The organism is Micromonospora sp. NPDC007220 (assembly GCF_040634035.1).
In the GTDB taxonomy this organism is placed as follows: Bacteria; Actinomycetota; Actinomycetes; order Mycobacteriales; family Micromonosporaceae; genus Micromonospora; species Micromonospora reichwaldensis.
In genome coordinates this window covers 92,518-119,124 of the sequence record NZ_JBEYEU010000018.1, presented here as the reverse complement: position 1 = coordinate 119,124, position 26,607 = coordinate 92,518, and the positions used below count along the sequence as shown (strand labels likewise).

General features: G+C 75.0%; 14 protein-coding genes (1 of these 14 only partly in view). 10 read left to right on the top strand and 4 right to left on the bottom strand.

Features of this window, described 5'->3' with window-relative positions; translation table 11 throughout:
• Nucleotides 1–143: 143 nt before the first annotated feature.
• Together ABZ573_RS24865 and ABZ573_RS24860 are read right to left on the bottom strand one after the other, a co-directional pair.
• Nucleotides 144–4,430, bottom strand: coding sequence for a S8 family serine peptidase (locus ABZ573_RS24865; RefSeq protein ID WP_358121353.1), 4,287 nt, complete (start codon nucleotides 4,428–4,430; stop codon nucleotides 144–146).
• A 316-nt stretch (nucleotides 4,431–4,746) separates the two neighbouring features.
• Entirely contained in the window at nucleotides 4,747–5,271 is a 525-nt protein-coding gene (locus ABZ573_RS24860; RefSeq protein ID WP_151453844.1) for an adenylate kinase, read from the bottom strand.
• Nucleotides 5,272–5,603: 332 nt separating this feature from the next.
• Here ABZ573_RS24860 and ABZ573_RS24855 point away from each other — a divergent pair, with 332 nt between their 5' ends.
• Nucleotides 5,604–6,686: a hypothetical protein gene (locus ABZ573_RS24855; RefSeq protein WP_358121351.1), complete on the top strand. Its 1,083-nt coding sequence runs from the start codon at nucleotides 5,604–5,606 to the stop codon at nucleotides 6,684–6,686.
• Between the two features lie 201 nt (nucleotides 6,687–6,887).
• Here ABZ573_RS24855 and ABZ573_RS24850 read toward each other — a convergent pair whose 3' ends face one another.
• Complete coding sequence (locus tag ABZ573_RS24850) at nucleotides 6,888–8,030, bottom strand: M20/M25/M40 family metallo-hydrolase (RefSeq protein ID WP_358121349.1); 1,143 nt, start codon at nucleotides 8,028–8,030, stop codon at nucleotides 6,888–6,890.
• Between the two features lie 97 nt (nucleotides 8,031–8,127).
• Here ABZ573_RS24850 and ABZ573_RS24845 point away from each other — a divergent pair, with 97 nt between their 5' ends.
• The 3 genes from ABZ573_RS24845 to menC all read left to right on the top strand — a co-directional run bounded on the left by ABZ573_RS24845 (nucleotide 8,128) and on the right by menC (nucleotide 10,666).
• Nucleotides 8,128–8,826 carry a GNAT family N-acetyltransferase gene (locus ABZ573_RS24845; protein WP_151453842.1) on the top strand — a complete coding sequence of 233 codons (699 nt, stop codon included), beginning with the start codon at nucleotides 8,128–8,130 and terminating at the stop codon, nucleotides 8,824–8,826.
• A gap of 3 nt (nucleotides 8,827–8,829) precedes the next feature.
• The gene (locus ABZ573_RS24840) at nucleotides 8,830–9,465 is read left to right on the top strand and encodes an SIS domain-containing protein (RefSeq protein WP_151453841.1); all 636 of its coding nucleotides are present in this window, start codon (nucleotides 8,830–8,832) and stop codon (nucleotides 9,463–9,465) included.
• A gap of 70 nt (nucleotides 9,466–9,535) precedes the next feature.
• A complete protein-coding gene (gene menC, locus ABZ573_RS24835; RefSeq protein WP_358121346.1) occupies nucleotides 9,536–10,666 on the top strand; it encodes an o-succinylbenzoate synthase in 1,131 nt (376 codons plus the stop codon).
• A 256-nt stretch (nucleotides 10,667–10,922) separates the two neighbouring features.
• Here the strand turns inward: menC and ABZ573_RS24830 are convergent, their stop codons facing one another.
• Entirely contained in the window at nucleotides 10,923–11,771 is an 849-nt protein-coding gene (locus ABZ573_RS24830; protein WP_358121344.1) for an SdrD B-like domain-containing protein, read from the bottom strand.
• A 104-nt stretch (nucleotides 11,772–11,875) separates the two neighbouring features.
• Between ABZ573_RS24830 and ABZ573_RS24825 the strand changes: the two genes are divergently transcribed.
• The 6 genes from ABZ573_RS24825 to ABZ573_RS24800 form a co-directional block, all read left to right on the top strand.
• Nucleotides 11,876–13,174, top strand: a complete 1,299-nt coding sequence (locus ABZ573_RS24825; protein WP_151453838.1) for an MFS transporter — start codon at nucleotides 11,876–11,878, stop codon at nucleotides 13,172–13,174.
• 70 nt (nucleotides 13,175–13,244) lie between these two features.
• On the top strand, nucleotides 13,245–13,466 hold the full coding sequence (locus ABZ573_RS24820) for an MbtH family protein (RefSeq protein ID WP_132240715.1): 222 nt from the start codon (nucleotides 13,245–13,247) through the stop codon (nucleotides 13,464–13,466).
• A 21-nt stretch (nucleotides 13,467–13,487) separates the two neighbouring features.
• A complete protein-coding gene (locus tag ABZ573_RS24815; RefSeq protein WP_358121341.1) occupies nucleotides 13,488–18,965 on the top strand; it encodes an amino acid adenylation domain-containing protein in 5,478 nt (1,825 codons plus the stop codon).
• A gap of 1 nt (nucleotide 18,966) precedes the next feature.
• Entirely contained in the window at nucleotides 18,967–22,293 is a 3,327-nt protein-coding gene (locus tag ABZ573_RS24810; RefSeq protein ID WP_358121339.1) for an amino acid adenylation domain-containing protein, read from the top strand.
• A complete protein-coding gene (locus tag ABZ573_RS24805; RefSeq protein WP_358121337.1) occupies nucleotides 22,290–22,961 on the top strand; it encodes a hypothetical protein in 672 nt (223 codons plus the stop codon). Before ABZ573_RS24810 ends, ABZ573_RS24805 begins: the two co-directional genes overlap by 4 nt.
• 228 nt (nucleotides 22,962–23,189) lie before the next feature.
• On the top strand, nucleotides 23,190–26,607 hold the start of the coding sequence (locus ABZ573_RS24800; RefSeq protein WP_358121335.1) for an amino acid adenylation domain-containing protein. It continues 10,082 nt past the right edge of the window; 3,418 of the gene's 13,500 nt are visible here — the first part of the coding sequence; the start codon lies at nucleotides 23,190–23,192; the stop codon falls past the right edge of the window.

The window sequence follows — 26,607 nt, the reverse complement described above, 5'->3', positions numbered from 1 at the left end:
GGGGCCCCCGGGTGGGGGGGGCCGGGGGGGCGGGGGGGGCGCCCGCCCGCCCCCCCCCCCCCCCCCCGGGGGGGGCCGCCCCCCCCCCCCCCCCCCCCGGCGGGCCTGGCCACGTCACCGACGGGCCGGGTGGGACGGTCCGCTCACCACCCGCGGCACTGGCCGGACGTCGGGCCGCCGACCGTGTTGGCCACCCCGTTGTCCACCGGTGGCGGCTGGTTGCCGACGCACCGCAGCGGCCCGTCGATCCGGTTGCCCGACACCACGACCGGCGTGCCGCCGGTGCGGCTGTCGACCACGCTGACCGGACCGGTCACCCGCGTCCCGCTGATCAGCACCGAACCGGTGACGCCGGCGACCGACAGCGGGCCGTTGACCGTGCTGCCCGTCAACTCCACCACCGTGGACCCGGTGGCGGTCACCGGGCCGCTGACGCTGGCGCCGAGCGCGATCAGGCCCGCGCCCTTCGCGACGTTGACCGGCCCGAACACCGTGGCACCCGGCGCGAGGCAGGTCACCCCGCCGTTGACCGGCAGCGGACCCCGACGCTCACCGCTGACGACCTGGCCGCAGGTCTGGTCGGTGACCTCGAGCGTCACGGGCAGCGTCGAGAGCCGGTTCGACGGATCGTCGCTGGTGACGCAGAGCTGGGCCCGGTACGTACCGGCGGCCAGGCCGGTGCTGTCCATCGAGAGCGTCACCTCGGTGGACTTGCCGGCGCCGGTGCCGGCCGACGTCCGCGACGCCGTCAGCCACGGCACCTCGTCGGGCGTCACGCACGGCTGCAGGTCGGGCAGCCGGACGTGGGTGATGAACCGGGCCGCGCCCTTGTCGTTCTCGACCTCGACCAGGCGGCCGGAGCGGTCGATCTCGTGGACCCCCTTGGAGCTGGTGGTCAGGATGTTGCCGTTACCGAGCGGGTGGACACCCTGGTAACCGCTGCCGCCGGGCGGCGTGTAGACGCCGATCAGCTTGCCGTCGCGGTCCATCTCCCAGACCCCGGGGGCGGAGCCGCTGCCCCAGCTCGCCGCGAGCACGTTGCCGTTCGGCATCTCCGCGAGCTGGCCGGGCCAGCTCAGCCCCTCGAAGAAGCGGGCGTTGGCGGCGGAGCCGTCCTTCTTGAAACTGTGGATGGCGTCGCTGTCGCTGCCCGAGACGAGCATGTCGTCGCCGCGGAACAGGATGCCCCACGGTCCCTTCAGCCCATCGGTCCCCGGCGCGACGAACGTGCCCAGGTATTTGCCGTCGGCGTCGAACTCGACCACCGAATTGGCGTTGCTCTGGGACGCGACCGTCACCAGCACGGTGCCGCGCGGCGAGAGCGCGATACCCCGGGTGTTGGTCATGATCTTCGGATCGTCCACGCCGCCGGCGGGCGCGAAGATCCGCCGGAAGCTGCCGTCCAGGGCGTGTTCGGTGATCACCGAGTTCAGCTGGTCGGACATGAGGAAGCCGCTGCCGTCCGGCTTGGCGATGACCTGGAACGGTGTGTAGAGGTTGCTGGTCGGGTCGAACTTGAAGTGCGGGATGAACTGCGGGTCGATCTGCTTTCCGGTCTGCGGATCGAACGCCATCACCCCACGGGTGGCGCTTGCCGAGTTCGGGATCAGCAGGACACCGTTACGCAGGAGCCGGATCCGCTCGTCGTCCGGCCCGGCGTCCGGGTCGTCCAGCCGCCAGTCCAGCACGCCGTGCCCGGCGTTGCGTACCGCGAACTTCTGGCTGGTGACCAGCCCGGCCGGCTGCCGCGCGGAGATCGACTTGGGCGCCACCTCGATCTTCGGTACCGGCACCACCGTCAGTTCCAGCGCGATCGTCGTCGTCGGCTGGTCCTGGTCGTTGCTGGCCAGGCACAGGTTCGCCTTGAACACGCCGCCGTCGTCCAGGCCGGTCGAGTCGAGGGTGATCTGGATGTCCTGGCTCTTGAACGCGCCCAGCGTGCCCTGTGCCGGGGTCACCTTGACCCAGGTCGGCCAGTCGCAGTCGTCGCCGTCGCCGGTCGCCCGCCAGGTGAGTTCGGCGCCGCCGGCGTTGCCCACCTTGACCGTGTGGGTCTCGTTCTGCGCGACGTCCATGCTGGAGCTGAGCGCGGTCTTGTCCACGGTCAGGTCCGGGGCCGCGGGAAGGACGGCGACCGGGAAGTGAGCCTGGGCGATCGGCTGCCCGTCCGGCGCGTGCCGGGCGTCGGTGGTCAGGTCGATCGCACCGAAGAGCCAGTTCTTGCGGGGGGTCCCGGTGACGTCCAGGGTGATGGTCAACTCCTGGCTGGCGCCGGGCGCCAGGGTGAACTGCGTCGGCGCGACCGTGATCCGCGCGCCGGCCGGGGCCTGCGGCGTCGCCTGGTAGGTCGCGGCCACCTTGGCCACGCTGGACACCGTCCGGGTGAAGGTGCAGACCTTGAGGCAGTGGTGCTCGACCACGGCCGGCAGGTTCAGCGTCTGCGGGTCGCCACCGGCGTCGGGGTTGGCCGCGACGAAGTTCGCGGCGGTCTCGTCGAGCACGATGCCGGTCCGGGCGGCCTGGGCCAGGTTGATCCGGCCGGAGCCCATGTCGAACGCGTCGGCCGGCGTGCGGCCGTCCTCCTTGACGACGCCGTCGCGGTCCGCGGTGACCGCCAGCGCGGAGCGGATCCGCGTCGGCGACCAGTCGGGGTGCAGCGCCGCCAGCAGCGCGCCGGCACCGGCGACGTGCGGCGACGACATGGACGTGCCCTGCATGAAGGCGTACGGGGCCGGGTTGTCCTTCGTCGCCATGGTGGCGGCGAGGATGTTGCGGCCCGGGGCGGCCACGGTGGGCGCGAGCATGTCGAACTTGCTGGGTCCGCGCGAGCTGAAGTCGGCCACGACGTCGGTCCAGTCGCCGTCGCGCAGCACCTCGCTGCTGGGGTCGACGCGCACGGTGACGGGGCCGTCGGTGGCCGCCGCGTGCTCGCGCAGCCGCTGCCCGTCGGCGAGGGAGACCATCACGGCCGGGATGGTGGAACCGGCGAGCGCGCCCATCGTGATCGGCGGACCGCTGTACTGGTTGTGCACGACCACTCCGGTCGCGCCGGCGGCGGTGGCGTTCTTGACCTTCACGGAGAAGTCGCAGCCGCCCCGGGGAAGCAGGGCGACCCTGCCGCTGAACGCCGCTGCCGGGAACGGAAGGCAGGCCTGTACGTTGTCCGCGTCGACGGCGCCGGAGTACCGGATCGCACCCTCGATGGGCGGGTTCGGCGAGCCTTCCCCGATCACGGCGGCGATGCCGGTGAGCGCGGCCGGGACGGGCGTCGGGCCCGTCACGTCGAGCCGGTGGGCGATGACCCGCTCGTGGCTGACCGCCGCGACGGACATGTTCCACGGCGCGGTCTTCGCGACGGTGCTGGCGCCCGGGCCGCTGTTGCCGGCGGAGGCGGCGACGAAGATGCCGGCCGAGTACGCCTCCAGGAACGCCTGGTCGACGAGGTCCTTCCAGGGGTCGTCGCGACCCGAGATCGAGTAGTTGAGGACGTCCACGCCGTCGGCGATCGCCTGGTCCACCGCCGCGATCGTCGCCGAGGAGAGGCAGCCGATGGCCATGCAGACCTTGTAGGAGATGACGTTGGCCCGCGGCGCGACCCCGGAGACGGTGAGCTTGTGCGTGCTGGTGCCGACGGTCATGGTCGCCTCGTGCCGGTTGCCGGCGGCGGTCGAGGCGGTGTGGCTGCCGTGGCCGTTGTCGTCCCGGGCGTCGGTGCCGACCATCGACCAGGCGCCGATCAGCTTGTCGTTGCAGATCGCCTTGTGCTGGGGGTGGCTCGGGGCGCAGACGCCGACGTACCTGCCCGCGCCGTACGGGTTGGTGTGCCGGTAGCCGTCACCGTCCACGGCCGCGAACGACGGGTGGTCGGGGTTGATGCCGGAGTCCAGGATCCCGACGATGGCGCCCTCGCCACGGGTCCCGACGTTCTCCGCCGTCCGGCCCTCCCACACCGCGGGCGACTGGATCAGCGCGTTGCTGGTGTCGGTCGTCAGTTCCAGGATCTCGTCGGGTACGACCGCCCTGACCCCCGGCAGGCCGGACAGCTGCGCCGCCTCGTCCGCGCTGAGCGCCACCGCCAGTCCGTTCACCACGTTCCGGTAGGTGTGGGCGACCCGCACGGAGCGCCCCAGGACGGCCTCCATCTCGTCCACCACGGTGTCCTGCCGCTGCGCCAGTTCCCTGGCGTAGGGGGTGCTGGCCGCGGACCGGGCGTCGGTCCTGCCGGCGCGCGCCCCGGTGCCCCGGGTGGCGGCCATCAACGACGGCTTGTCCAACTGCACCAGCCAGAGCCCGCTCTTGGGTTGCGGCAGGCCGGACGCCGGGTGGGACGGCGCCTCGGGCGCCTGCCGGGTGGCCGGCAGCGGCGCGCTGGAGGGCGCCGCGGCAGCGGACACGGGGGCCGCGGCGAGCAGCATGGTGCTCGCCGCCACCGCCGCGACCAGACGGGCCGGTGTTCGCCGACGGGAGGGGAACGTTCTTCGGGAGGGATGCTGTGCCACGGGTGAGCTCCTAAGTCACTGAGCGGCGCGATCGGTGCTGTCTCGCTGCCTGGCCAGAGCCGGGGAGTGCTCGGTGCGGCTGGGTGCGATCGTGTGAAACCTAGGTGATCACCGTGACCGAGGCAATGGCGTCCGTCCATCCGTACGCCGCACCGGGCCAGCGGCGCCGACGCCAGGTCAGCCGGAGTCCCCCCGGTTCCGACGGTCGTGCCGGGCTTGCCGGACTTGCCGGAGCGGGTCCTCATCGTCAGGTGAGTTCGGACAGCCAGCGCTCCAGCTCCGCCGGGGAGCGGAACAGCAACACCGGTGGCCCGGCCGGATCGGCCTGCCAGGCGCGCATCCGCCGCCGGGCCCGGCCGAACGCGGTGACGTGCCACACCAGGATCGACTCCCGGGACAGCACGCTACGCAGCGACTCGCGGTTGCCGTTGCAGATCTCCTCGCCGCTGACCAGCCGGTGGGCGGTACGCCGCAGCAGCCGCCAGAAGGAGAGCCAGCGCGGATAGTCCAGGCCGACGACCAGGTCGGCGCGCGCCAGCACCACGTCGCGCCACCCGTGGTACGCCCCGTCGAGGATCCAGCGGTCGCGGCGACAGACCGCCTCGATCCGGCTGCGCTGCTCCGCGACCGGCACCTCCACCCAGCCCGGCTGCCACAGCAGGTCGTCGACCGGGTGCCACGGTGACCCGAGCCGCTCGGCCAGCCGCTCCGCCAAGGTGGACTTGCCGGCGCCGTACACCCCGTAGACGAGGATGCGGGCCGGTGCGGTCATCGCGGCAGCGTACGCCGCCGGTGCCGGGCTGGTGCCGCCCCCTTCCGGGCGGGTGCGGGCGGACGGCGGCGTCACCGGCTCCGGTCGCGGCGGCGGGCCGGGTCGCCGGCGCGGCGGGCCGTGACCGGGGCCGCGCCCCCGGGTCATACACTCATCCCCTGGTCACGCGCCCGGACGCCGCTCACGTGGGGCCGGCGACGCACCGGAGCCGGGCGGACGACAGCCGGTCACGGCGCCCGGCGGGGCGCCCGGGCCGGCAGGGGTGGACCGCCGTTCGCGAACCGCGCCGGTCCGCCGCTGGACGGGGCGGACCGGCACTGAAGGGACTGCGGGTGAGGCGACGAGGCAACGGGCCCCGGAGGCTGCGGGGCGCGGCGGGGACGGTCGTCGTCCTCGCCGTCGCGATGGCCCCCGGTGCGGCCGTGGCCGACCCGACACCCGCTGCGGCCCCCGGGACTCCGGTGTGCGAGGTGCGTGGCGGCCGGCTGAGCGAGATCTCCGGCATGGCCGCGACGGACGGCGGCTTCGTCATGATCAACGACGGCGCGGACGACGAGGCCCGCCGCCGCATCTTCTTCCTGGACGACCGGTGCGCCGTCGTGCGGACCGTGTCCTATCCGTCCCGGCCGCGCGACACCGAGGACCTCGCCGTCGGTGCCGACGGCACGGTCTGGGTGGCCGACATCGGGGACAACGACCGGTCCCGGCAGACGATCGCGGTGTGGAAGCTGCCGCCGGGGGCCGACCGGCCGGTCCTGTACCGCATGGCCTATCCGGACGGCCCGCACGACGCGGAGGCCCTGCTCGTGACCGGCGACGACCGGCCGGTGGTCGTCTCCAAGTACTCGGCCAACCTGTACGTCCCGAGCGCCGCCCCGCGTCCGGGTGCGACGACACCGCTGGTGAAGGTGGGACAGGTCCGGCTGCCGGCCTCCACGACGAGCAACCCGTTCGGGGTGCTCGGTCGCACGGCGGTCACCGGCGCCGCCACCGCACCGGACGGGCGTCGGATCGTCCTGCGCACCTACGCGGACGCGTACGAGTTCGACGTGACCGACGGCGACGTGGTCACCGCATTGACCGGCGGGACGCCACGGATCGTCGCGCTGCCGGACGAACCGCAGGGCGAGTCGGTCACCTACAGCCGCGACGGGCGCTCCCTGCTCACCGTGTCCGAGACCGCCGACCAGCCGCCGGGGACGATGCCCGTGGTCCGGCGCTACCCGCTGCCGGCGGCCGTCGGATCCCCCGCGCCGCCCACCACGCCCGGGCCGACGGCCGGCGCCGCCGGCGACGGGACCGGCCGCGCCGGCGCCGTGCGGACCTACCTCGTGGCGGCCGGAGCGCTCGGGCTGGCGCTGATCGCCGTGGGCCTGGTCGCGCTGGTCCGCACGCGGCGCGCCGGATCGCGCTGACCCGCGACGCGGTACGCCGGGCCGCACCGATCCGCCGCGCGGCGTGCCAGGTCCCGCCACGCGGTACGCCGGGCCGCACCGACCGGCGCGCGGCGGGCCGGGTCGCACTGACCTGCGCGGCGGTACGCCGGGCCGCACTGACCGTCGCACGGCGGGCCGGGCCGGGCCAGCCGTCACGGCTGCCGGGGGCGCGCGCCCGGGTCAGGCGCCGTCTCCACGGGACGCGGCCGAGGTGTGGAGGCCGGTGAACAGCGCTGCCAGCAGGTCGCTGCGCGCGTCGATGCCGGCCGCCGAGACCCACTCCTGCCGGGCGTGTGCGCCGCCCCCGGGCGGGGCGAGCCCGTCGACGGTGGGGCGGCCGAGCGCACCCGTCGTGTTGGTGTCGGCGGCACCGTCCGCCGGTCGACCGGCGAGGCGTTGACCGAGGCCGGCGGCGACGCCCACGATCCGGTCGAGCAGGTGCTGCCCCGCCTCGTTTGGCCGCCAGGTCGGCCGGTGCGAGAGCAGTCGGGCGTCGAGCCGGGCGCGGTCGCGCACCGGACGCAGCGACCGCAGGCCGGCGAGGACGGCGTCCTCGTCGTCCGGGTCGGTGAAGCGCAGTCCCAGCTCGACGTGGGCCGCGCCGGCCACCACGTTGGTCCGCCCCCCGCCGGCGATGGTGCCGGTGTTGAGCAGGACCGGCCGGCCCTGCACGAGTGCGCGGAGCCGCACGAGCTGGTCGACGAGCTCGTCGATGGCGTTGACGCCGGCGTCCGGGTCGAGCGCGGCGTGCGCCTCGATCCCGGTGACCTCGATGCGGACCCGGGTGCTGCCGCGCCGGCCGGTCTTGAGGTCGCCACCGGGGTGCGGTGGTTCCAGGCCGAGCACCGCGCGGGCCCGGGCCGCCTCGGCCCGGACCAGCCCGGTGGCGGTGGGCGAGCCGATCTCCTCGTCGGCGACGACGAGGACCCGGATCTCGGGGTGCGGGGCGCCCTGCCGCTCGACGCGTGCCGCCGCCGCGAGCAGTGCGACGATCCCGGCCTTGGTGTCGTAGACGCCCGGGCCGCGGACGACGTCCCCCTCGACGGACCACGGCATGCCGGACAGCGTGCCGACCGGCCAGACGGTGTCGTAGTGGGTCAGCAGCAGCACCGGGTCGCCCGGGACCCCTCGCGCCGGGAGGGTCCAGAACAGATGGTCGCCGCTCGGGTGCGGCACCCGGGCGGTGTCGAAGCCGGCGCGGGCGGCGTCGGCGTCGAGCACGTCGGCCAGCGCGGCCAGCGCCCGCCGGTCACCGGTCGGCGACTCGTGCAGCGTGTAGCGGTGCAGCGCATCGAGCGCGGCGCTGGATCCTGAGGACGACATATGCGGACCATATGTTTCACTCGAACGCCTTGTCAACGGGCGCGATCAACGGCAGTATGGGCAACATACGATCGCTATCATCGCAAGGGAGTGGCCGATGACCGCTGACACGCAGGGGATCGTGGCGCGTGACCTCGCCGGGCTCGCCGAGTGGACGGCGGCATCGGCGCTCTACCGGAGCGTCTTCGGTTACGAGGGCCCCGAGCACGCCGTCAGCCCCCGCCTCCTGGCCGCGCTGGGCGAGAACGCGGGGACCGCGGTCGGTGCGTTCGACGAGGACGGCTCCCTCGTCGGTTTCTGTTACGGCTTCACCGGCGTCGAACACGGCGAGCTCTACCACTACTCGCAGGCGGCCGTCGTCGACGCGCGGGCGCAGGGGCGCGGCGTCGGCCGCCTGCTCAAGCACGCCCAGGCCGAGGCCGCACGGCGCGTGGGCGTGCACACGATGCGGTGGACCTTCGACCCGTACGCGCTGCGCAACGTCCACTTCAACCTGAACGTGCTGGGCGCCGTCGGGATCCGCTTCCTGCCCGACTTCTACGACGACGGCGACAGCGACCGGGTCCTGGTCCGGTGGGACCTCGACCGTCCCGGGGGCAGCACCTGGGCGCCGGGGCACGGGCACGCGGCCGTCGACTCGCCCGCCGACGACCGTACCGCCGCACGGGGGCCCGACGACCGGGCGCGGCTGCGCCTGGAGCTGGCCGGCCGGTTCGCGGCGGGCGGGCGGCTCGTCGGCGTCGCGCGGCGGGCGGACACCCCCGGCCGCGTCAGCTACCTGTTCGCACAGGATTGAGGCATGACCACGAAGAGATCGACCCCCTCGGAGCGCTTCGACCGCAACGTGCAGCGCAGGTCCGCGCAGGTGCTCAAGCAGCGGGTCCTGGAGCAGCAGCGCACCGAGTTCGCCAAGGCGCTGGCGTGGGCCGCCGAGCAGGACGCCATCGAGCGGGCCGCGGCGCTCATCGTGTCGGCCCGCCGGCGGTACCTGCTCGGCCACGGCAAGTCGCTCGGCTTCGCGTCCCTGCTCGCCGCCGACCTCAGCGCCGGGCTCTCCGGCGTCCACCTCGTCGACGGCGCGGCACTGCGGCCCCTCGACATGCTCAGCGACATCCGCCAGGGCGACCTGCTCGTAGCCGTCTGCATGGCGCGCTACCGGCGCGAGACCATCGACGTCGCCTCCGCCTACGTCCGCCACGGCGGCCAACTGGTCCTCGTCACCGACGCCGAGGACGCGCCGCTGGCCGAGACCGCCGCCGTCCGCATCGTCATCGGCACCGACAGCGCCTCCTACGCGAACTCCCCCACCTCCGTGGTGCTCGCGCTGCACCTGCTCGCCACCCTGACCATCGCCAGCTCGAAGGGGGCCGGCCGCCGCCTGCGCGAGCGCGACGCCCTCGCCGCCGAACTCGATCTCTACCAGGAGGAAACGTGACCGACCGCAGGCGAGGCGGAGGGGCCGCCCACGAGCCGGCCGGGTACCGGCGGCACGGCGAGGTGACGGTGTGAGGCGGATCGAGGCGGTGGAGCTACGCCGGGTACGGCTGCCGCTCGTGCACCGGTTCCAGACCAGCTCCCACGCCAAACGGGAGCTGGAGCACATCCTGGTCGCGCTCACCGACACCGACGGCGCCGTCGGGTGGGGCGAGATCGCGTCGCCGAGCGGCCCGTTCTACTGCGCCGAGACCGTCGAGAGCTGCTGGGCGGTCGCCCGCGACCACCTCGCGCCGCTGGTCCTGCGTACCGACTGGGAGCACCCGGCGGACCTAGCCGCGACGCTCGGCCGGGTCCGGGGCAACCACTTCGCCCGCGCCGGCTTCGACATCGCCGCCTGGGCCCTGTGGTCGGCCGCCGAGGGCAGCTCCCTCGCGCACGCGCTGGGCGGCACGCGCGGCAGCGTCGAGGCGGGGGTGTCGCTGGGGATCGAACCCACCGTCGACGACCTCCTCGCGCAGGTGCGGCTGCGCGTCGACGAGGGCTACCGCAGGATCAAGCTCAAGATCGCGCCCGGCTGGGACGTCGACCCGGTGCGGGCCGTACGCGCGGCACATCCGAGCGTGCCGCTGCACGTCGACGCCAACGGCGCCTACGAGGACACCCCGGAACACCGGGCCGTCCTGGCCGAACTCGACGGCCTGGGCCTGCTGATGATCGAGCAGCCGTTCGCGCCGCGCGCACTCGTCGCGCACGCCGCCCTGCAGGAACGCATCGACACGCCCGTCTGTCTCGACGAGTCCGTCGAGGAGCTGGACGACCTCGTCACCGCGCTGCGCCTGGGCGCCGTACGCGTGCTCAACGTCAAGGTCTCGCGGATGGGCGGGCTGACCCACGCCGTACGGGCGCACGACCTCGCGCGCGAGCACGGCGTCCCGGTGTGGTGCGGCGGCATGCACGAGTTCGGGATCGGCCGGGCCGCCAACGTCGCGCTGAGCGCGCTCGCCGGCTTCACGCTCCCCTCGGACGTCTCCGGCTCCGACAAGTACTACGCCCGTGACGTCACCACCCGCCCGATCGTGAGCGCCGACGGACTCGTCGAGGTGCCCACCGCGCCCGGCCTCGGGTGGGACGCCGACCTGACGTACATCGGGGAGAGGACCACCGACCGGCTCGTGCTGCGCGCGGACGGCGCGGCGTGACGGGTCCGTCGCGGCTGACCGGTCGGCGGCAGCGCGCTCGGTACCCGGCCCCCGGTGGACGGCCATGGCGACGGCCAGCGTCACCGGCGGGTCGGGCCCGCAAGGTGCTCCCGGTAGTGCACCACCGGCCGGTGAGCTGACCGACCGTGCCGAGATGGTGGGACGCCGTCCCCTGACGGATCACCGTCGTCGCCGGTCCGGCTCGCGGGACGCGTACGGCTGCCGGTGTCCTGCGGACGACGTCCCACCAGTCAGGTCACGAGGTGGGGCTGTTGGCCACGACTCCGATGTCGACCGTGGTGGTCTCTCCCGCCACCACGGACAGGACCGCCGTCTCACCGTTGCTGGTGTAGGTGGTTTCGGAGACCTGCACCACGTCCGAGTCGACGGTGTCGTCGACGCCGACGTTCGGCGTGGTGAACCGCCAACTGCTCTTGTACAGCTGGACTCGGCCGACGTAGTGCTTCGCCGGGACGTCGAAGCGGTAGGTGCCATTGTAGGAGTTGGAGACACCGTACTGGTCGTCGTCGTCGACGCTCCAGAAGCTCAGCCCCACGTTGGTGACCAGTGGCTCGCCCGCCTCCCGGATGCCGTCGGCGTCCAGATCGTTCCAGATCACGCCGCGGAGCGTGCCCTTGCCGACAATCTGGAACTGCTTGGTGTCCGTGTTGTTGCCGAGGGCCTGCTCGGACGTCGTGGTGGACACCGTGGCGACGGCCTCGACCGGCACGCCGGTCGGCGCGCCGTAGAGGTATCCGGTGAGGTTGACGGCGGGCGCCGACGCCCCGGGGGCCAAGTCATCCACCAGGTCACAAGTGACGGTGGGCGTGGCGAAGCCGCAGGTCCATGCGCTGGTCGTGGCAATCTGCCCGACCTGGAAGGGCTCGGGCAGGGTGAAGACCAGCCGGACCCCCGCCGCGGCCTTGGTGCCGGCGTTGCGCGCCACCGCATCCACCGAGGTCCAGCCGTCGCTGGGCAGGATGAAGCGCTCGCTGGTCACGTCCACGGTCACGTCCGGCACCTTGGGTGCGGCGACCGCCGGGACCACCGAGAACACGACCGAGCCGAGGCCGGCCGCCACGGCGGCGGCCATCTTTACAGACATCATTGATCTCCCCGTGTCGATGAGCATCCACCATAGGTGACACTGTCATCTCGGTCAGCTACGGGGCAGGCGGCTATGGGCGCCCGGGTAGCCTGACCGGCACCATGGACGGTCACCGATTCGCCGTGTCCCGGCTCCTGCCCCCGCCCGGGCTGCCCCGGGCGATCGCGTACCAGTCCGCCATGGTCGCCGTGGGCAGCGGCACGTTCCTCACCGGCAGCATCGTGTTCTTCACCGAGGTCCTCGGGCTCAGCCCGGTGCAGATCGGGATCGGCTTCTCGATCGCGGGCCTCGCCGGGGTGGCCACCTCGCTGCCGCTGGGCGCGCTCGCCGACCGGATCGGCGGGCAGCGGTCCTGGGCCCTCGGCGCGCTCGGCTCGGCGCTGACGTTCGCCGCCTACCCGCTCGTGACGTCCTTCGCGGGCTTCGTGGTGCTGATGGTGGTGGCCGCCGTCACCGACTCGTTCGCCAACGCCGGGCGCACCATCTACACCGCCGCCGCCATGCCGGCCGGGGACCGGGTGCGGACGATGGCGTACGCCCGCTCGTACCTCAACGCCGGGTTCACCGTCGGCACCGGTCTCGGCGCGGTGGCGCTGGCGTTCGACTCCGCCGCCGCGCTCGTCGCCATGGTGCTGCTCAACTCCGCGTTGTCACTGCTCAACGCCGGCCTCGTGACCCGGCTCCCGGCCGCGCCGATCGTGCGGCACGAGCGGACGGCCACCGCCTCGCGGTGGGCGGTGCTGAAGGACCTGCCCTACGCGACGAGCGCCGTGCTCCTCGCCGTCATGATGTTCCACTCGGTGATCCTCGTGGAGATCCTGCCGCTCTGGGCGATCACCCACACCGACGCCCCCAAGCCGCTGCTCGGCGCGATGCTGGCCCTCAACACGGTGCTGGTGATCACGTTGCAGGTGCCGGCGGCGCGCGGCGCCGACTCGCTTCCCGGCGCGGCCCGCCTGATCCGCCGGGGCGCCCTGGTCACCGCGCTCGCCTGCCCGCTGGCCGCGTTCGCGGGTCGGACCGGCGGCGGGTGGACCGTCGTCGCGCTCCTCGGCGTCGTGGTGCTGGTGACCACCACCGAGTTGTGGTTCTCGGCGGCGCTCTGGTTCTTCCAGACCAACGTGCCGCCGGCCGCGTCGCGCGGGGTGTATCTCGGCACGGCGCAGACGATCAGCTCGGCGGCGGACATCTTCGCGCCGGTCGGCCTGACCCTCCTCGCGATCCAGACCGGCGGCTGGGGCTGGTGGGTCGTCGCGGCGATCTTCGTGGGCTGCGCGCTGGCCGCCGGCCCGGCCGTCGGCTGGGTCGCCCGGACGCCGCGGACCGGCGCCGACGCCGACGCGCCGCCGCCAGCGTCCACAGAGGATTCCGAGCCGGCCGTACGGCCCACCTCCGCGTGACGTCGGAAGATCGACCGATCCTTGACACGGAATCGACGCGGCTGAAATCCTTCCCGGCGAAGGGGGTCCGATGAGCGCTGAGGACGACGACACCCGGACGTACGCCGTGGTCGTGAACGACGAGGAACAGTTCTCGATCTGGTGGGACGACCGGGAGGTGCCCGCCGGCTGGCGGCGCGAGGGCACCACCGGGACACGCGCCGAGTGCCTCGCCCACATCGACGAGGTGTGGACGGACATGCGGCCCGCATCGTTGCGGCGTTGGATGGACGAGCACGCCGCGACCGGCTGACGCCGCACCGGACGAGGGCGCATGAGCGACAGTTGCCAGCGGTATCCGGCCCTCGCCGTGCAACGCGGGATGGTGCTGCAGACGCTCCGGCAGCCCGCCGGCGGGGTGGACGTCCAGCAGGTCACGATCAGGTGGGACGGCCCGCCGGACCGGGACGCGTTCAGCGCCGCCTGGCAGGCCGCGACCCGGCGGCACGCGGTGCTGCGTACGGCCTTCGAGGTCGACGGTGACCACGGCGTGGCGCAGGTCGTCCGGTCCACCGTGGCGCCGGACCTGCGGTGGCGGGAGACGACGCTCGACGACTTCCTCCCCACCGACCGGTACGAGCCCTTCGACGTCGGCCGGGCGCCCCTGCTCCGGGTCACCGCGCTGAGCGACCAGCACGTCGTCGTCACGTTCCACCACGCGATCCTCGACGGCCGCTCCACCCGGATGCTGCTCGACGAGGTCCTCGCCGACTACGCCGCGCGCCGGGCCGGCCGGGTGCCGGACCCGCCGCGCCGGCCGCCGTTCGCGGACTTCGTGCACTGGTGGGGCACGCGCGACCCGAGCACCGGCGACGCGTTCTGGAAGGGGTACCTCGCGGGCGCCCCGATGCCGCGGGCGCTCCCGGGCCGCCTCGACGCGGATCCCGGCGCGCGGGGCGTGCCCGCCTCGCACGAGGTCGTCGTCACCCGGCCGGACTCCGACCGGCTCCGTGCTGCCGCCGCCGGAGCGGGCGTCGGCGTCAGCGCCGTGGTCCACGCGGCCTGGGCGCTGCTGCGCGGCGGCTACGGCGGGGTCGACGACGTCACCTTCGCGGTCACGAGATCCTGCCGGTACGACAGCGTCCCGGACGCCGACCGGATCCTCGGACTGCTGCTCAACACGGTGCCGCTGCGGATCCGGCTCGATCCGGGGTGGACGGTGCGGCGGTTCCTCGCCGACGTGGCGGGTCGGATCCGGCGGATCCGCGAGCACCAGCTCACGCCGCTGCACAGCATCCTCGACCAGGCGGGCCTGGCGCCCGACACGCCGCTGCTGGACAGCCTGGTGGTCTTCGAGCGGCAGCGGCTGTCCACCGCCCTGGCCGAGGACGGGCCGGAGGGGGCCCGGCGCTCGGCCCGCGTACACCGGATGCCCGGCTATCCGCTGACGGTGCACGCCTTCGACGAGCCGGAGCTGCGCCTGGGCGTGACGTGGGACGGCACCAGGCTGCTGGACGCCTCGGCGGGGCGGATTCTCGCGCAGTTGCACCGCACCGTGCTCGAGTTGGCGGAGCGGCCGGACGCCCGCCTGGCCGACCTGGATCTCGGCGCCGCCGGGGAGGCGCCGTTGCGCGCCGCCTGGAACGCCACCCGGCGGCCCTACCCCCGCGACGCCTCCGTCCCCGAGGTCTTCGCGGCCCGCGTGGCCGACGACCCGGCCGCCACCGCGCTGGTGGTCGGCGGCCGCGCGGTCGCCTACGCCGAACTGGACCGGGCGGCGGACCGGCTGGCCTGGACGCTGCGCCGGCACGGGGTCGCCGGGGAGACCCCCGTCGCCGTGCTGCTCCCCCGGGGCGAACCGCTGATCCGGGCCCTGCTGGGCGTGCTCAAGGCCGGCGGGTCCTACCTTCCCGTGGACGCGTCCGCCCCACCCGCCCGGATCGCGAATCTCCTCGCGGCCAGCGGCACCCGCCTGCTGCTGACCACCGCCGCGACCGCCGCCGACCTGCCGGACCTGGGCCCGGTCCGGGTGCTGGACGTCGACGCGCCCGCCGGGGAGCCGGCGCCGGCCGGCCCGCCGCCGGGGCGGATCCACCCGTCGCAGCTCGCCGCCGTCCTGCACACCTCCGGCTCGACCGGCGCGCCCAAGCGGGTCGGGATCACCCACCGGGGCGTGGTGCGGCTGGTGACCGGCCCCGACTTCGCCACCCTCGGGCCCGGCGAGCGGGTGCTCCAGTTCGCCCCGACCGCGTTCGACGCGTCCACCTGGGAGATCTGGGGCGCGCTGCTCACCGGCGCCACGGCGGTGGTCGCGCCCCCGGACCCGGTGGACCTCACCCGGCTGACCGCGCTGATCCGCGACGGTGGGGTCACCGTCGCCTTCCTCACCGCCGGGCTGTTCCGGCAGCTCGCCGAGGAGGACGTCACGTCGCTCGCGGGGGTCCGGCAGCTGCTCACCGGCGGCGACGTGGCCGACCCGGGCGCGGTCCGCGCCGTGCTCGCCGCGCGCGGCGGGCTTCCGCTGGTCAACGCGTACGGGCCGACGGAGAACACGACGCTGACCAGTTGCCACCTGATGAGCGGCGCCGGGCCGGTGGGCGACCCGGTGCCGGTCGGCCGTCCCGTGCCGCAGACCACCGTCCACGTGCTCGACGGCAGCGGGCGGCCGGTGCCGGTCGGGGTCGCGGGCGAGCTGTACACCGGCGGCGACGGGCTGGCCCGCGGCTACCTCGGCGATCCCGCGGCCACCGCCCGGGCGTTCGTGCCGGACCCGCAGGCGCCCGGCGAGCGCCTCTACCGCACCGGTGACGTCGTGCGCTGGCGCGCGGACGGGGTGCTGGAGTTCCTCGGCCGCCGCGACGACCAGGTGAAGATCCGGGGGTTCCGGGTCGAGCCGGGCGAGGTGGAGGCGGCGCTCCGGGCGCACCCGCAGGTCGCCTCGGCGGCGGTGGGCGTACGGGGCGACGGGCCGGAACGGCACCTGGTCGGCTACGTCACGCCGGCCGGCCCGGCGGCGCCGACCCCGGCGAGCCTGCGCGAGCACGTCGCCGCCCGGCTGCCGGCCCACCTGGTGCCGGCCGGGTTCGCCGTCCTCGACCGGCTGCCGCTGACCGCGTACGGGAAGGTCGACCGGGCGGCGCTGCCGGCACCCGGGCCCGCCCAGGAGGATCCCGACGTCGCCGGACCCGCCTCGCCGACCGAGCACCGGCTCGCCGAACTCTGGTCCCGGCTGCTGCCCGGCGAACGTCCGCCCGCGCGCATCGGGCGGGAGAGCAGCTTCTTCGCCCTCGGCGGCAACTCGCTGACCGCCACCCGGCTGATGTTCCGCATCCGCGAGGCGTTCGGCGTGGAACTGGGCGTGGGCCCGTTCTACCGGGCGCCGACCCTGGCCGCGACGGCGGCGGCGATCGACGCGGCGACCGGATCGGCGCCCGGCCACCGGGGACAGGCGGGGCCGACGCTGCGCCGCCGGGACCGGGTGCCGCACCGCAGCGGTCGGGACCTGCCGGCGCACCTGGCCCGGCTGACCGACGGATGGGCCCTGTGGCGCACCGTCTGCCTGCGGGGGGCGGGCCTCCCGGTCGACCTGCTGGCCCCGCTCGGCGACGCGGAACTCGCCGCCGCCGCCGACCGGGTGGTGGCGGCCCGGGCCGACGGGGAGCCAGCCGGCATCGCCGCCACCGAGGCGGCTTACGCGGCGGCGTACCCGGAGGCGGTTCGCCGGCTCGCGGTCGCGCTGCACACGGTGGCGGCCCACCCCCGCTTCCGCGAGGCGGTGGCCTGGCAGAACCCGCACGCGCTGCGCACCGGCGTCGACGCGCTGCTGCGCCGGGGCCCGGGCAGCCCGACCCGCAACACCAAGCACCGCCAGCACGAGGCGCTGGTCACCAGCTACCTCCAGCGCTACTGCGCCAAGAACGACACCATCGGGTTCTTCGGGCCGGTCGGCTGGGCGCGGATCGAGCCGGGCGGCGGAGTGCGGGTCGACCCCGCGGACCCACCGGCGCTGCTGGCCGGGCGGACCGTCTACCTGGAGGGCTGGGCGGTCGCCGCGGTGCTGGCCCCGTACGCGCAACGGTTGCGCCCGTGGCTCGTACCCCGGCTCATGCCCTTCCTGGAGCTGGCCGGGACGACGCTGCGGGTGCCGCTCGCCCCGCCGGTGGCGCTGACCGACGCCGAGGCGGCGGTGCTGCGCGCCTGCGACGGGGTCCGCGACGCGCACGAGGTCGCCGGGGCCGTGCTGGCCGAGCCGGGTTCGGGACTGCGGTCGACGCGGGAGGTGCACGAGGTGCTGGAGACGTTGGCCGGGGCCCACCGGATCGCCTGGCAGCCGGAGGTGGCGCCGCACGACACCCGGCCGGAGCGGACCATGCGGGCCCGGCTGGCCCGGGTCACCGACGAGGCCGTGCGCGCACCCGCGCTCGCCGCCCTGGACGAACTGGTCGCCGCCCGGGACGCGCTCACCTCGGCGGCCGGCGACCCGGAGCGGTTGACCGGTGCGATGGCCGGCCTGGAGGCCACCTTCACCCGGCTGGCCGGCGTCCCGGCCACCCGGCGCGCCGGCACGATGTACGCCGGTCGCACCCCCGTCTACGAGGAGTGCCTGCGGGCCGGCACGGTCGGCGTCGGCGAGGCGAGCCTCGACGGGATCCGCGACGCGCTCGGCCTGGTGCTGGAGAGCGCACGCTGGTTCACCGCCGCCGGCGCGACGCTCTACCGCCGTCTTTGCGCGGAGATCTACCGCCGCCGGGCCACCGAGCTGGGCACCGACGTGGTGCCGCTGGCCGACTTCTGGCTGCTGGCCGGCGAGGCGCTGTTCCATCCGCCGCGACGGCTGACCGACCTGCTGACCGCCGCGCTGCACCGGCGCTGGGCCGACGTGCTGGCGCTGCCGCCGGACCGGCGGCGGATCCGGCTCACGGCGGCGGAGCTGGCTCCGGCGGTGGCCGCCGCCTTCCCGCCGGGGCGGCCCGGCTGGCCGACGGCGCGGCAGCACAGCCCGGACCTGATGCGGGCCGGCGACGAGTGGGTCCTGGGCGAGCTGCACCCGGGCGTCAACACCCTGCGGTACGCCACCTGGGTGGCCTACCACCCGGAGGCGGACGCGCTGCGCGCCGCGCTGGCGCGGGACGTGGGCGCCGGGGCGGTCTATCCCGCCGAGACCGGCCAGGAGGGTGGCGTGCCGACCAGGCAGAGCAACGCGCTGGCCGGGCCCGACGACGTCCGGTTGGTGTTCGCGCACGACTCGTTCGGGCACGACCCGCGCCGCAGCCTGCGCGTCGGCGAGTGCGACCTGGTCGAGGTGGCCGGCGGGCTGCGGGTACGGTCGCGCGACGGGCGGTTCGACGTGGACCTGATGCACGTCCTCGGCGACGTGGTCGGCGCCGGGCTGTCCCAGCTCTTCCGCGTCCTGCCCCCGGCGGCGCACCAGCCCCGGATCACCATCGACTCCCTCGTGGTCAGCCGCGAGTCGTGGACGTTCGCCGCCGCCGACCTCGCCTTCGCCGACACCCGCGACGAGGCGCTGCGGTTCCGCCAGGCGCGGGCCTGGGCCGGCGCCCACGGCCTGCCCCGTCACGTGTTCCTGCGCTGCGCGGGCGAGCGGAAACCGGTGCACGCCGACCTGACCAGCCTCGCCTCGGTCGACCTGGTGTCCCGGTCGGTCCGCCGGGCCCGCCGGCACGGCGGCGACGACGCCACGGTCGGCGTGGTGGAGATGCTGCCGGCGCCGGACCAGCTCTGGCTGACCGGGCCCGACGGCCGGTACACCGCCGAACTGCGGGTCGTCGCGGTCGACGGGCAGGTGCGCTGAGATGGCCGTGTTCGAGTTCCCGGCGTCGGCCGCGCAACGCCGGATGTGGCTGCTCGACCAGCTCGACCCGGGCCAGCCGACCTACCACGTCGGCTGGGCGGTGTGGCTCGACGGCCCGTTGGACACCGCCGCGCTCGACGGGGCCTGGGCGGCTGCGGTCGCCCGGCACGAGATCCTGCGTACCCGCTTCCGGGCCAACGGCGGGCGGCCGATCCAGGTGATCGACGACGACGCCCCCGCGACCGCCATCGAGGTCGTGGCCCTGGACGAGCTGCCCGGGGCGGACCGGGAGGCTGCGGCCCGGGCCGCGCTGCGGGAGCACGCCCGCGCCCCGCTGCCGCTGGAGCGTGGCCCGCTGACCCGGGTCAGGCTGCTGCGGCTCGCCCCGCAGCGGCACGTCCTGGCGCTGGTGGCGCACCACGCGATCGTCGACGGCTGGTCGTTGCGGCTGCTCTTCGACGAGCTCTCCGCCGACTACGCGGCGCTGCGCGCCGGCCGGCCACCTGCCTCCGTCGAGCCGCCCCTGCAGTACGCGGACTTCGCCCTCTGGGAGCGGGAGCACGACGACGCGGGCGGCCACGCCGAGGCGGAACGCTTCTGGCCGGCCGAGCTGGCCGGTGCGCCGCCGGAGGTGCCGCTCCCGGTCGACCACCCGTACCCCGACCGGCTGTCGCCGGCCGCCGCCGAGGTCGCGGTGCCCGTCGACGGGGAGCTGGCCGGGGCGCTGCGCCGCCTGGCCGGGGCGCGGGGCAGCACCCTGTTCACCGTCCTGCTGACCGCGTACGCGGCCCTGCTGTCCCGGCTCAGCGGCGCGGACGACGTGCTCGTCGGCGTGCCCGTGGCCGGGCGCACCCGGATCGAGACCGAGCCGATGCTGGGCCTCTTCGCCAACACCGTCGCGATCCGGGCGACGCTGCACGGCGACCCGACGCTCGCCGAACTGCTCGACCGGCTGCACGCCGCCACCGCGCGCGCCCAGGCCCACCAGGACCTGCCGTTCACGCGGGTGGTCGAGCTGTGCCGGCCGCAGCGGCAGCCGACGCGGGCACCGCTGGTGCAGGTGATGTGCACCGTCGAGGAGGCCCTGCCGACGCTGGACCGGGGGGCGCTGCGCTGGCGGCCGGAGCTGGTGCCCACCGGCACCGGCAAGTTCGAGCTGGAGCTGGCCGCCGTCGCCGGCCCGGACGAGCTGACGGTGCGCCTGCGCTACCTCACCGACCTCTTCACCCCGGACGGCGCGAGCCGGCTGGCCGACGCCCTGGGCGCGATCCTGGCCGCGCTGGCGACCGCCCCGCAGACCCGCGTCTGCGACGTGGACCTGCTCTCCCCCGCTACGGCGGACCTCGTCACCCGGGTGTGGCCGGCGGCCCGGTCCAGGTCCCTCCCGCCGCCGGAGTGCACCGCGGCGGCGCTCGTGGCCGACGTCGACGCCGGCGACCGGGTGGTGATCGCGGGCGACGACGCGACCCTGACCGGCGCCGCCGTGCGCGGGCTCGCGGGCCGGATCGCCACCGGGCTGCGCGGGCTCGGCGTACGGGTCCAGGAGACCGTGGGCATCGTCCTGCCCCGGGGAGCACGTCCGCTCCCGGCGCTGCTGGGCGTCTGGTGGGTCGGGGCGGCGTACCTGCCGCTCGACCCGACCCATCCGCCGGGGCGGCTGCGCGGGATGCTCGCCGACGCCGGGGTGCGGGTCGTCGTCACGGACAGCGGCGCCGTACCCGCGCCGCTGCTGGCCGAGCTGGCCGCGTCGGTGACCCTGCTCGACCTGGCCGGACCGGAGCCGACCGACGCGGAGGCACAGCCGGCGGTACCGACCGGCGCGGAGGCACAGCCGGTTCTGCCGCCGCCGTGCGCGGTGCCGGCGACGGCGGCGGCGTACGTGCTGTTCACCTCGGGGTCGACCGGCCGGCCGAAGGCGGTCACCGTCGCCCAGGGCGCGGTGGCGCACCTGCTGCACGCGTTCCGCGAGATGGTCCCGTTGGGGCCGGCCGACCGGGTCCTCTCGGTGAGCCCGTTCGCGTTCGACATCGCCCTGCTCGACCTGCTCCTGCCGCTGCTGTGCGGTGCGCCGGTGGTGGTCGCCGGCGACGACGACGTGATCGACGGCAACCGGCTGCGGCGGCTGCTCGCCACGACCGGGGCCACGATGCTCCAGGCGACGCCGACGACGTGGCGGATGCTGGTGGCGGCCGGCGGGGTGCCGGCGGGGGTGCGGCTGCGCCTCAGCGGCGGGGAGGCGCTGCCCCGGGCCCTCGCCGACGCCCTCGCGGAGCCGGGCACGCGCCTGTGGAACCTCTACGGTCCGACCGAGACGACCGTCTACTCCACCGGGGCCGAGGTCGAGCCGGGGTCCGCGCCGCCGGACCTGGGCCCGGCCGTCACCGGCAGCCGGGTCTACGTGCTGGACCGGTGGCTGCGGCCGGTGCCGCCGGGCGTGGTCGGCGAGGTCTGCATCGGCGGCGCGGGGGTCGGCCGGGGCTACGCCGACGCGCCCGGCTGGACCGCCGAGCGGTTCGTGCCCGACCCGTTCACCCCCGGCGGCCGGCTCTACCGCAGCGGGGACCTGGGCCGCTGGCTGCCGATCGGGCGGATCGAGCCGCTGGGCCGGGCCGACCGGCAGGTGAAGGTGCGGGGGTTCCGGGTCGAGACGGCGGAGGTCGAGGCGGTGCTGCGCGGCCACCCGCAGGTCCGCGACGCGGTCGTGACGGCCGTGTCCGACGTGGCGCACGACGGCGTACGGCTGGTCGGGTACGTGGTCACCGACCCGCCCGCGACCGACCCGCCGGCGGACCTGCCCGAGTACGCGCGCCGGTTCCTGCCCGCGCACATGGTGCCGGCGGTCCTCGTGGCGCTGCCCGAGGTGCCCCGCACCTCCCGCGGCAAGTTGGACCTGAGCGCCCTGCCACCGCCGGGCAGGGGTGCCGGCTCCGGCGAGCCGCCCGTCGTCCCGCGTAGCCCGCTGGAGCGGGAGCTGGCGGGACTGGTGGCCGACCTGCTGGGCCTGCCCGGCCCGGTCGGGGTCACCGACAACTTCTTCGTCCTGGGCGGGCACTCCGTGAAGGCCACCCAGCTGATGGCCCGGGTCTGGACGACGTACGGGATCGACCTCCCGGTCCGGACGCTCTTCGACGATCCCACCGTGGCCGGGCTGGCCGCCGCGGTCACCGCCGCCGGGGCGGGAACAGGCGCGACACCCGCCGGCGCCGCACCGGCGGGGACCGGCGTTCCGGCCGGGCCCGACGGCGCGGGATACCTCGACACGCTGACCGACGACGACGTCGACGACCTCCTCGCCGGCATGGACGGGCCGTCGAGGTGGAACGGATGAGCGGCCCGCCGGAGCCACCGGCCTGGCTGGCGGCGGTGCTCGCCGCGCTCGCCGAGGGCCACGACCCGGCCATCCCGCCGGACTGGCGGCGGCGGGTCGACGTGGAACTCGACCGGCTCGCCGGCCGGGTGCCGTTCCCGGTGGTGCACGACTGGCAGGCGCGCGTGCTCGCCTCGACGCCCGGCGGCGACGCCGGCCGGCTGGTGGGCGACCTGCACCGGCGGGCGCTGGCCGGCGACCGGGTCGGGGCCGACGAGTGGCGCGGCGCCCTCCGGCCCGCCCTGCGCGAGCTGTACCGGGCCGCCTACCCGTACGCCGAGGCCCGGGCGGTCGCGTACGTCAACGCCGAGGTCTACGCGACCGCCAACGGCTACGGCCCCGACGAGGTCGTCGAGTTCGCCGCGCACTACGCCGACCTCAGCACCGGGGCCAACGCCGAGGCGTTCGCCGACGCCAACGCCATCGCGAACGCCGACGCGCTGGCGGGCGCCCTGGCGCTGGCCGACGCTTCGGCGTACGCCGAGACGTACCCGGCCGCCCTGGTGCGCGCGTACGCCCTGGCGGCGGCGAACCGGGCCGGCGCGACGGGTGCGCCGCACGTGCTGCGGGCGGCGTACGGACGGCTCGCCGACGCGCTGGCCGAAAGTCTGAGTCGCGTGTCGGATTGAGGTCCCCGGACCGGCCCGTCGGTCCCTGGTCCCAACCTGTCGAGTCGTCTACTGTGGATCCACTTCGGCCGATGTCAGGTGGCGCATTCAGGTGGCGCGACGGGCCGTCGGGCAATCGAGGGGGCGCACTTGCCGGACGACAAACCGACCCGTGTTCCGGCCCCCGGTCGCGTCCCCCCGGCACGGACACCCGCCGAGGTCGAGCGCCTGCCGGACCGCTCCGGCCTTTTGCCGCTCTCCTTCGCGCAGCGGCGGTTGTGGTTCCTGGAACACCTCGGCAGGGTCGGTCACGCCTACCACATGCCCCTCGCCCTCCAGCTCGACGGCCGGCTCGACCACGACGCGCTGCGGGCGGCCCTGGACGCCCTGGTCGCCCGGCACGAGGTCCTGCGTACCCGCATCGTGCCCGACGGCGCCGAGGCGGCCCAACGCATCGACCCGCCCGGGGCCGCGTTCCCGCTCCGGCTCGACGACCTGACCGGGCACGCCGACGCTGCCGCCGCCCTGGCCCGGCTCCAGCAGGAGGAGAGCACCGCCCCGTTCGACCTGGCGGCCGGCCCGCTGTTCCGGGGCCGCCTGGTCGCCCTCGCCCCGGACCGGCACGTGCTCCTGCTGACGATGCACCACATCGTCTCCGACGGGTGGTCGCTCGGGGTCCTGACCCGTGAGCTGGGGGTGCTCTACACCGCCTACCACCACGGTCGGCCCGATCCCCTGCCGCCCCTGCCGGTGCAGTACGCCGACTACGCCGCCTGGCAACGCCAATGGCTCACCGACGGCACCCTGCAACGCCAGGAAACCCACTGGCGCCAGACTCTCGCCGACGCACCCACCCTGCTCGAACTACCCACCGACCGGCCCCGCCCCACCGAACAGGACCACCACGGCGCCCACCTCCCCATCACCATCGACCCCCACCTCACCACCGCCCTCAAAAACCTCACCACCACCCACGGCACCACCCTCTACATGACCCTGCTCACCGCCTGGGCCATCGTCCTGTCCCGCCTCACCGGCCAACACGACCTCATCATCGGCACCCCCACCGCCAACCGACGCCGCGCCGAACTCGAAAACCTCATCGGCTTCTTCGTCAACACCCTCGCCCTGCGCATCGACCTCACCAACCACCCCACCACCACCCAACTCCTCCACCGAATCCGCGACCTCACCCTCACCACCCTCGACCACCAGGACCTCCCCTTCGAACAAGTCGTCGAAGCCGTCAACCCCACCCGCAACCTCGCCCACACCCCCCTCTTCCAGGTCATGTTCGCCTGGCAGAACAACGAGGACGTGGACCTGGACCTGCCGGGTGTCGAGGTGACCGCGCTGCGCAGCCCGTGGACCAGCGCAAAGTTCGACCTCACCCTCTCCCTGGCCGAGCACGACGGCCGCATCACGGGCAGCCTCGAGCACGCCACCGCCCTGTTCGACACCGCCACCGCTGAGCGGCACATCCGCTACCTGCGCCACGTCCTCACCCAACTCGTCGCCCACCCCGACCAGCCCATCGACCGGCTGACGCTGCTCGACCCGACGGAGCGCCGCGAACTCCTCGCCGCCTGGGACGACGCGACCACGTACCCGGCCGGGCGGACGATCCCCGGGCTGTTCGCGGAGCGGGTCGCCGCGGCACCCGACGCGGTGGCCGTGACGTTCGAGGGCACCTCGCTCACCTACCGCGACCTCGACGCGCGCGCCAACCGGCTCGCCCACCACCTGCGCGCGCACGGCGTCGGCCCCGACACCCTCGTCGCGGTCTGCCTGGAACGCTCACCCGAGCTGGTCGTCGCCCTGCTGGCCGTGCTCAAGGCCGGCGGCGCGTACGTGCCGCTCGACCCCGCCCATCCGGCGGAGCGCCTCGGCGAACTGCTCGGCGACAGCGCCCCGGTCGCCGTCCTCGCCCACGCCGCGACCCGCACCACCGTCGACGGCCTGACCAACGCGCCCCTCGTCGACCTCGACGCCGACGCCCACCGCTGGGCCGAGCACCCCACCACCGACCCCGACCCCGGCACCCGGCCCGACCACCTCGCCTACGTCATCTACACCTCCGGCTCCACCGGCCGCCCGAAGGGCGTCATGGTCGAGCACGCCAACGTGGTGCGGCTCTTCTCCGCCACGGCCGGGTGGTTCGGCTTCGGTCCGACGGACGTGTGGAGCCTCTTCCACTCCTTCGCGTTCGACTTCTCCGTCTGGGAGATCTGGGGGGCGCTGCTGCACGGCGGCCGGCTGGTGGTCGTCCCCCGGCTGGTCAGCCGCTCCCCCGCCGACTTCCACCGGCTCCTCTGCGACGAGGGCGTCACCGTCCTCAACCAGACCCCCAGCGCGTTCCGCAGCCTGATCGCCGCGCAGGCCGACAGCGCGCGGGCGCACCGGCTTCGCACGGTGGTCTTCGGGGGCGAGGCGCTGGACCCGACGATGCTGCGGCCGTGGTACGCGGACGCGCGCAACGGGCGCACCGAGCTGGTCAACATGTACGGCATCACCGAGACCACCGTGCACGTGACCCACCGGCCGTTGACCCCGGCCGACACCGAGCGACCCGGCGTCAGCCCGATCGGGCGACCCATCGGGGACCTGCGGCTCTACGTGCTCGACGGGCGGGGGGAACCGGTACCGCCCGGGGTCGTCGGCGAGCTCCACGTCGGTGGCGCGGGGGTCGCGCGCGGCTACCTCAACCGTCCCGCGCTGACCGCCGAACGCTTCCGGCCCAGCCCGTTCGTCGCGGGGGACCGGCTCTACGCCACCGGTGACCTCGTGCGCCACCGCCCCGACGGCGGTCTCGAATACCTGGGCCGCAACGACTCCCAGGTGCAGATCCGTGGCTACCGCGTCGAGCTGGGCGAGATCGAGGCCCGGCTGGCCGCCTGCCCCGGCGTACGCGACGCGGTGGTGACGGTCACGACCGACGCCACGGGCGAGCCGCGCCTGGTCGGCTACTACACCGCATCGGTGCGCCGGCTGACGGCCGAGGCGCTGCGGACCCGGCTGGCCGGTGTCCTGCCGGAGCACATGGTCCCGGCCGCGTACGTGCGGGTCGCCGAGTGGCCGCTCACGCCCAACGGCAAGCTCGACCACCGGGCGCTGCCCGCACCCGACGGGTCCGCCTTCGCCGCCCGGCACTACACCGAGCCGGTCGGTCCGACGGAGACCGCCCTCGCCGCCATCTGGGCCGAGGTGCTCGGCGTCGAGCGGGTCGGCCGGCACGACAACTTCTTCGCGCTGGGCGGGCACTCGCTGCTGGCCCTGCGGGTGCTGGAACGGATGCGCCGCCAGGGCATGCCCGCCGACGTACGCGCGCTCTTCGCCTCGCCGGTCCTGGCTGACCTGGCCGCCGCCGTGGGCGCGGGCGCGGACCGGGCCGAGGCGACGCCGGAGCCGATCCCGGCCGGCTGCGACCGGATCACCCCGGACCTGCTGCCGCTGGTGGAGCTGAGCCAGCCGGAGATCGACGCGGTCGTCGCCACCGTCTCCGGCGGGGCGCCGAACGTGCAGGACGTCTACCCGCTGGCCCCGGTGCAGGAGGGGATGCTCTTCCACCACCTGATGGCCCGCGACCGCGACCCCTACCTGGTGACCACGGTCCTGCGCTTCGCCGACCGGGACCGGCTGGACCGCTACGCCGCCGCGCTGGAGGCGG